We start from the raw sequence: 6198 nt of genomic DNA on the forward strand, positions 1-6198 counted from the left end.
TATCGGTCCAACCATACCTGTTTGTATCGCCCATGCGAATGCTGGGAACCGAAATCACACCCACCTGCCGAAGATTTAGCCTTCGGCCAGCATCAGACCAGGGCGGTGTATGGCGCCGCCCTGGTCTGACCGAACATGGAACCTGCGTGGACCGGTCACGATCACCAATAGAGTTTCACACTGAGGGATGCGTTGCGGGTCTCCCCGACGCTGCTGAAGCTCCAGTATTTCTCGTTGAACAGGTTGTTGATATTGCCAGTAATATCGGCCCGCTGGCCGGCGATGCTGGTGCTGTACTGGAAGCCGACATTGGTCAGCACGCGGCTGGGCATATAGAGCGCATTATCATCGGCAACCGGCGCCTTGCCAAAATAGCGGACATTGCCGTGCAGGCGCAGCCCCTCCACCGCCGGCACCCGATAATCAGCATTGGCCAGCAACTGCCAGCGCGATGCCTCTGCCGGAATATTGCCTTCCAGCGCCGCGTTCCCCGCAGATACCTTATCGATCACCGGATCAAGATGCAGGGCCCCCAGGCCCAGACGCAGATCCGTCGTCACCCGGTAGGAACCGGAAAATTCCACACCCTTGTAAATGTTCAACCCGTCCTGGGAGAGATAGCGCAGCCCGTCCGTTTCCGTATCGATCTGGTTGGCCCGTTCAACGCGGAAGGCGGCCGCCGTCAGGCTGAGGCTATGATGTTCATACTTAACCCCGCCCTCATATTGTTTGGAAATGGTCGCCCCCAGAATTTCGCCCGCATTGGCATAATCCCCACCGACACGGGTGCCCGCCTCCATGGATTCTACATAGGAGCCGTAGAGCGAGACATATTCCACCGGCTTGTAGATCAGCGCCAGGGTGGGCGTGGTGGCGGTGGTGCGATAGCCGCTGTCCACCGTGGGATCACCATCGAAATCCAACGCCTTGTAGCGGGTCCGGCGGGCACCGACGATGGCCTGCCATTGCGGACCGAAATGCAGCGTATCGGAGATGAACAAAGCCGTCTGCCGGTCTTCCGACGGATTGCCATCGGTGCTGTAATCGATGGCGCGGGTGACCAGGAAATTCTGCTCCTGATAAATATTGCCGTTGAAATCATTGCCCCAATGCGAGCCATTGCCAAAATCGCTGGGCCGGCGCAGCAGCGAAACACCCGCAACCAGTTCATGCCGGATGGGCCCGGTTTCCACCTTGCCCTGCACCAGGGCCTGACCGAAATGGCCCTGATCGGTCTCGGCGAAATTATAGGCATAGCCGTCATAGTCACCGGCCTTGTTCAGCATATAGATGAACATCTTATTCGACTGGTGCTTCTTGCGGGCATAGCCATAATTCAGCTTCGCTGTCCAATCCTCTGCCATGTCCCAGTCCAGCCCGGTCGCCACGCTGGTGGTACGGGTGCGGTAATAGGAATTTTCGACATTCACATCATCGAAATCCAGATCGGGGGACGGCAGGTCCGTGCCTTCGTACCGGCTCCAATAGACATGGAACGGCTCATGCTCCAGCTTGCTTTCTTCGTGCGTCGCCGTGACATGCCAACGCAGGTCCGGCGTGATGGCATAATCCAGCGCCAGGGAGCCGACCCAGCGATTGACCCCCGCCTTGGTGTAAGCTGTCCCCTGTTCACCGGCCAGATTAAGGCGATAGCCCAGTCTTCCATCGCCCACCGGGCCGCCAGCATCGATTTGGCCATAGCGGACGCCCGGATTGCGATACCCCAGTTCGGTGGTCAGCAGCGGTTGCGCCGTCGGACGCTTGGTTTGATAAAGGATGGCCCCACCCGGTGAACCGAAACCATACATGAAGCCGGTCAGCCCCTTCATGGCCTGCACGGTTTCCACCGGTTCCAACGGGTAATCGCCGCCCCAGTAAAGCAGCAGCGGCACATCATCAATATAGAAATTATTGACACCAATGCCGCGGATCTGGGTACCCCACCAGTTGGTGGTGCCGGGGCTGGCATAGGAGAAGATTCCGGGATCATTGATGAAAATCTGGCCGATGCTGGTGGCCTGACGCTTGGCGATTTCGTCCTTGTCCACCACAGTCGCGGAAAACGGCGTGTCCAGCAGGCTTTTTTCCCCAAGCGCCCCGCTGGTCACCGGCTGTTTCAGCCTTTCGTGGGTGCCGATGACGACAATGTCATCATCCGCCACGCGCTGGGCTAGTTGCTCCCCCGCCTGTTGGGCAGCAACGGAAAACGCGCTGGCCGCGATGGTGGACAGCGCTACGCCCGTCCACAGAACTGCCTTCAATGTCATGAATTTCCCCCGGTGATAGGTCACTTCCCCGGAGTTGTTAATAATAATTATGATAATTATTCTCAATACGAGTGGCGGTATAGCTGCCCTGCCGCTAACGGATCGCGCCTTCAGACGTACAAATATCGCCGCGCGATCCGTCATTTTCCGGGTCAATGCGCATCGGCTCCGCCGGGGAGCGGCACCAGCATTATAATTCCGGGAATTCGATCCCCTGTGCCAGCGGCAGCGAGGTGCCGTAATTGATGGCCGAAGTCTGGCGCCGCATATATTGTTTCCAGGCGTCAGACCCGCTTTCGCGCCCGCCGCCGGTCTCCTTCTCCCCGCCGAACGCGCCGCCAATTTCCGCCCCGCTGGGGCCCATATTCACATTGGCGATGCCACAGTCAGAACCGTCCGGCGCCAGGAAGCGCTCCGCTTCCAGCAGGTCGCGGGTGATGATGGAAGAGGACAGGCCCTGCGGCACATCATTCTGCAAAGCCACGGCCTCCTCAAACGCGCGGTAGCGCATCACATAGAGAATGGGGCCGAACGTCTCCTGCTTCACGATGTCCGTCTGTCCCGGCATCTCCACCAGCGCCGGATAGGCGTAATAGGCATCCGGGAACTTGTCGGCCAGGGCCCGACCACCACCATGGACGACGCCGCCCTGCGCCTTGGCCTGGGCCAGGGCCGCTTCCACCGCCGCGAACGCGGCTTTGTCGATCAGCGGCCCCATCAGCGTGGCGCCCGCGCGCGGGTCGCCGGGCTGGATGGCGGCGAAGGCGGTCTTCACCGCCGCCACCACCTTGTCATAGCAATCCTCATGCACAATCAGCCGGCGCAGGCTGGTGCAGCGCTGGCCCGCCGTACCCACGGCGGCGAACAGGATGGCCCGCACCGCCAGCTTCAGATCAGCGGACGGGGTGACGATCATGGCGTTGTTGCCGCCCAGTTCCAGGATGGACCGGCCAAACCGCCCCGCCACCACCGGCGCCACTTCACGCCCCATGCGGGTGGAGCCGGTGGCACTGACCAGCGGGATGCGCGGATCGGCGGCCAGCTTTTCCCCCACATCCTTCAAGCCGAACAGCAATTCCGACAGCCCGTCCGGCGCATCGCCAAACCGGGCCAACGCCTTTTCAAACAGCTTTTGTGTGGCCAGCGCCGTCAGCGGCGTCTTCTCCGATGGTTTCCAGATCACCGGATCGCCCGCGACCAGCGCCAATGCGGCGTTCCAGGCCCAGACGGCGACGGGGAAATTAAAGGCGGTGATGATGGCGACCGGCCCCAGCGGCTGCCAGGTTTCCACCATCCGGTGGCGGGGCCGTTCCGATGCGATGGTCAGCCCGTGCAACTGCCGCGACAGGCCCACGGCGAAGTCGCAGATATCAATCATCTCCTGCACTTCGCCCAGCCCTTCCTGGACGATCTTGCCGGCCTCCAGCGTCACCAGCGCGCCCAGGTCCGCCTTATGCTCCCGCAGCACCTCGCCAAACAGGCGCACCAACTCCCCCCGCCGGGGGGCCGGCACAGTGCGCCAGGTTTTGAAAGCGGCGGCAGAGCGGGCAATGGCCGCTTCCACCTGCTGGGGACCATGCGCCTTCACGGCACCGATCACGGCGCCATCAATGGGCGACCGGGCGATAATGTCACCATCACTAACCAGACCGGCAAGGCCAAGCCGGTGCAACAGGGCGGAAGGGTCAGACATAGGCAGGCCTCCGGTATCGTGTATGGATAGGTGTTTTTTGGGACTTTGGTGTTATTCAATACAATGTACGCACCATTTTACCGTCATTCCCGCGAAGGCGGGAATCCAGACAACGGTGCCATTACCAAAGCGACTTCTATTTAATGCGTCTGCTGGATTCCCGCCTTCGCGGGAATGACGGTGGGAGAGGGCGGCAGTCAGTTCCTCTGATCCTCACGCGTAAACCTTACCAAACCGATTGCCCAAAAACCGGTCCAGCTTCATCTCCTCCTGCCGCACAAATCCCTTGGCCGGCAGGTGTCCCTCTGCCTGCAGGTCCAGCATGGCGCAGATGCCCGCCGCCGTGCTCATCTGGATGGCGGACAGGAAGTGGCCATCCACCTCTTCGCCATGGATATGGCGCACGATGCTTTCCTGTACCAGCCGTCCATGGCGCTTGCCGGAAACGGTGCAGAAGACCAGCACCACATCCTGCATGGTGATGGGCAGGGCTTCTTCCAGCACCTCTTTCAACAGGTCGCGCCGCCGTGCCAGCCGCAAATCCTCCACCAGCAGCTTGATCAGGGCGCAATGGCCGGGATAGCGGATGGATTTATAGGTCAGGTTCTCCACCCGGCCCGCCAGCGTTTCCACCAGCGATCCCAGCCCGCCGGACGTGTTGAACGCCTCATAGGTCACCCCTTCCAGGGCGAATTCTTCCAGGTCTTCCAGCGGCGGCAATTCCACCTTATGCCCGTCCTGCACCGCCTCGCACGGGTTCAGATATTCGTTGATCAGCCCGTCGGTGGACCAGGTCAGGTTATATTTCAAGGCATTGGTCGGATATCGCGGCAGCGCGCCGACGCGCAGTTGCACATCGCGCAAACTGTCGAACCCTGTGGCCAGCCCATGGGCGGCGATGGAAACAAAACCCGGTGCCAGCCCGCATTGCGGCACAAAGGCACTGTTCGCCTTGGCCGCCACCTCCTTCACCACGCGGGTGGAGGCGACATCCTCCGTCAGGTCGAAATAATGGATGCCGGCATCATAGGCGCCATAGGCAATGGTCGATGTGGCATGGAACGGCAGCGCATTTAGCACCGCATAACGGCCCGCCATGGCCCGGCGCAGGGCCGGGCCATCATTGATATCCAGTTCCAGCACCGCCACGCCCAGATCGGCGAAGCGCTTCAGCGCGGCGGCACTATGGTCGGCCACCGTCACCTTATAATCACCGCTGCGCCGCAGCAGCAGCGTAATGGCAAGGCCGATCTTCCCGGCACCCAGCAGCAGAATATCTTTCATAACCCGTGATCCCTGTTCCGGTGATCCTTATCCCCCATGGTCACCCTGAAAAGGGCCGACGAAAACACGTCTAACCGCCGTCAAATGGCGGTTAGTTTCGTCATTCCGCAGGATATTTCGTCATTTCGCCGGCTGAGACGCGCAGATCACTGAAAATATTCCCGCAACCGGGGTCCCCTTACTGGGGGGCTCCACGCCCGACAGTTGATGCGCGCCTGCGCCGCCCGGATATCACGCAGGCCCAAGCCGTCCCAAGCTGGTCACCGACCATTTCGCTCCAGACCGGTCTTCCGCGCACCCTTTCCTATTGTCGGCAGCATCTCGGTCTCCAGGGTTTGTCCGGGTCAGGTTGGATCAAGCTCCACCGTCACCCCGGCGCAGGCCGGGGTCCAGGGTCACAAGCGCCTTGCTCTTACGAAACGGGACCCCGGCCTGCGCCGGGGTGACGGTAGTGAGAACCCTGTCCGATTCCAACGAAACCGGACGCACTCTGACAAAAGTACTCCATCCCGGCAGATGATATGCCCCCTTGGGGCATTTGAGCGCCTATCCGCACCCCCTCCTGACCCTGCGGCTTGACGGGGAGATCAAGGCATCGGAAGATCGCCTCTGTTCCGCACTGTTGGCCCTGCCGATGGCGTGGATATGCGGGTCGAAAGCTGGGGCAAAAGCGTCCAGGCAATCGACCGGCAAACCAGGGTGATGTGGGGTCCTGCCGGTCTCTTGCGCGAGCGGCTCAGTACCCGCCAAAACCCGGGACCCGCTCGCAAGCGCCCAAGCCCTTGGGATTGCTGTGGTTCTTGGACATTGTGCATGTTTAAGGCAGCCTCCCCGGCCCCTCAAAACACCCCCTGCGCGGACCCGCTCGCAAAGCCGGCTATTTTTTGTTATTCTGCAAGCGGTTCCAGGGTAGGGACTTTCCCCGGCTGAAATGCCGGGGCCTCATTGAAGCCA

General features: G+C 61.0%; 3 protein-coding genes. All 3 read right to left on the reverse strand.

The window, feature by feature from the left end; all coding sequences use genetic code 11:
- Nucleotides 1–161: 161 nt before the first annotated feature.
- On the reverse strand, nucleotides 162–2267 hold the full coding sequence (locus G473_RS0122545; RefSeq protein ID WP_035709010.1) for a TonB-dependent siderophore receptor: 2106 nt from the start codon (nucleotides 2265–2267) through the stop codon (nucleotides 162–164).
- 190 nt (nucleotides 2268–2457) lie between these two features.
- On the reverse strand, nucleotides 2458–3960 hold the full coding sequence (gene amaB, locus G473_RS0122550) for an L-piperidine-6-carboxylate dehydrogenase (RefSeq protein ID WP_029014964.1): 1503 nt from the start codon (nucleotides 3958–3960) through the stop codon (nucleotides 2458–2460).
- A 213-nt stretch (nucleotides 3961–4173) separates the two neighbouring features.
- A complete protein-coding gene (locus G473_RS0122555; protein WP_029014965.1) occupies nucleotides 4174–5244 on the reverse strand; it encodes a saccharopine dehydrogenase family protein in 1071 nt (356 codons plus the stop codon).
- Nucleotides 5245–6198 lie beyond the last annotated feature (954 nt).

It is taken from the genome of Niveispirillum irakense DSM 11586, assembly GCF_000429645.1.
Taxonomy (GTDB): Bacteria; Pseudomonadota; Alphaproteobacteria; order Azospirillales; family Azospirillaceae; genus Niveispirillum; species Niveispirillum irakense.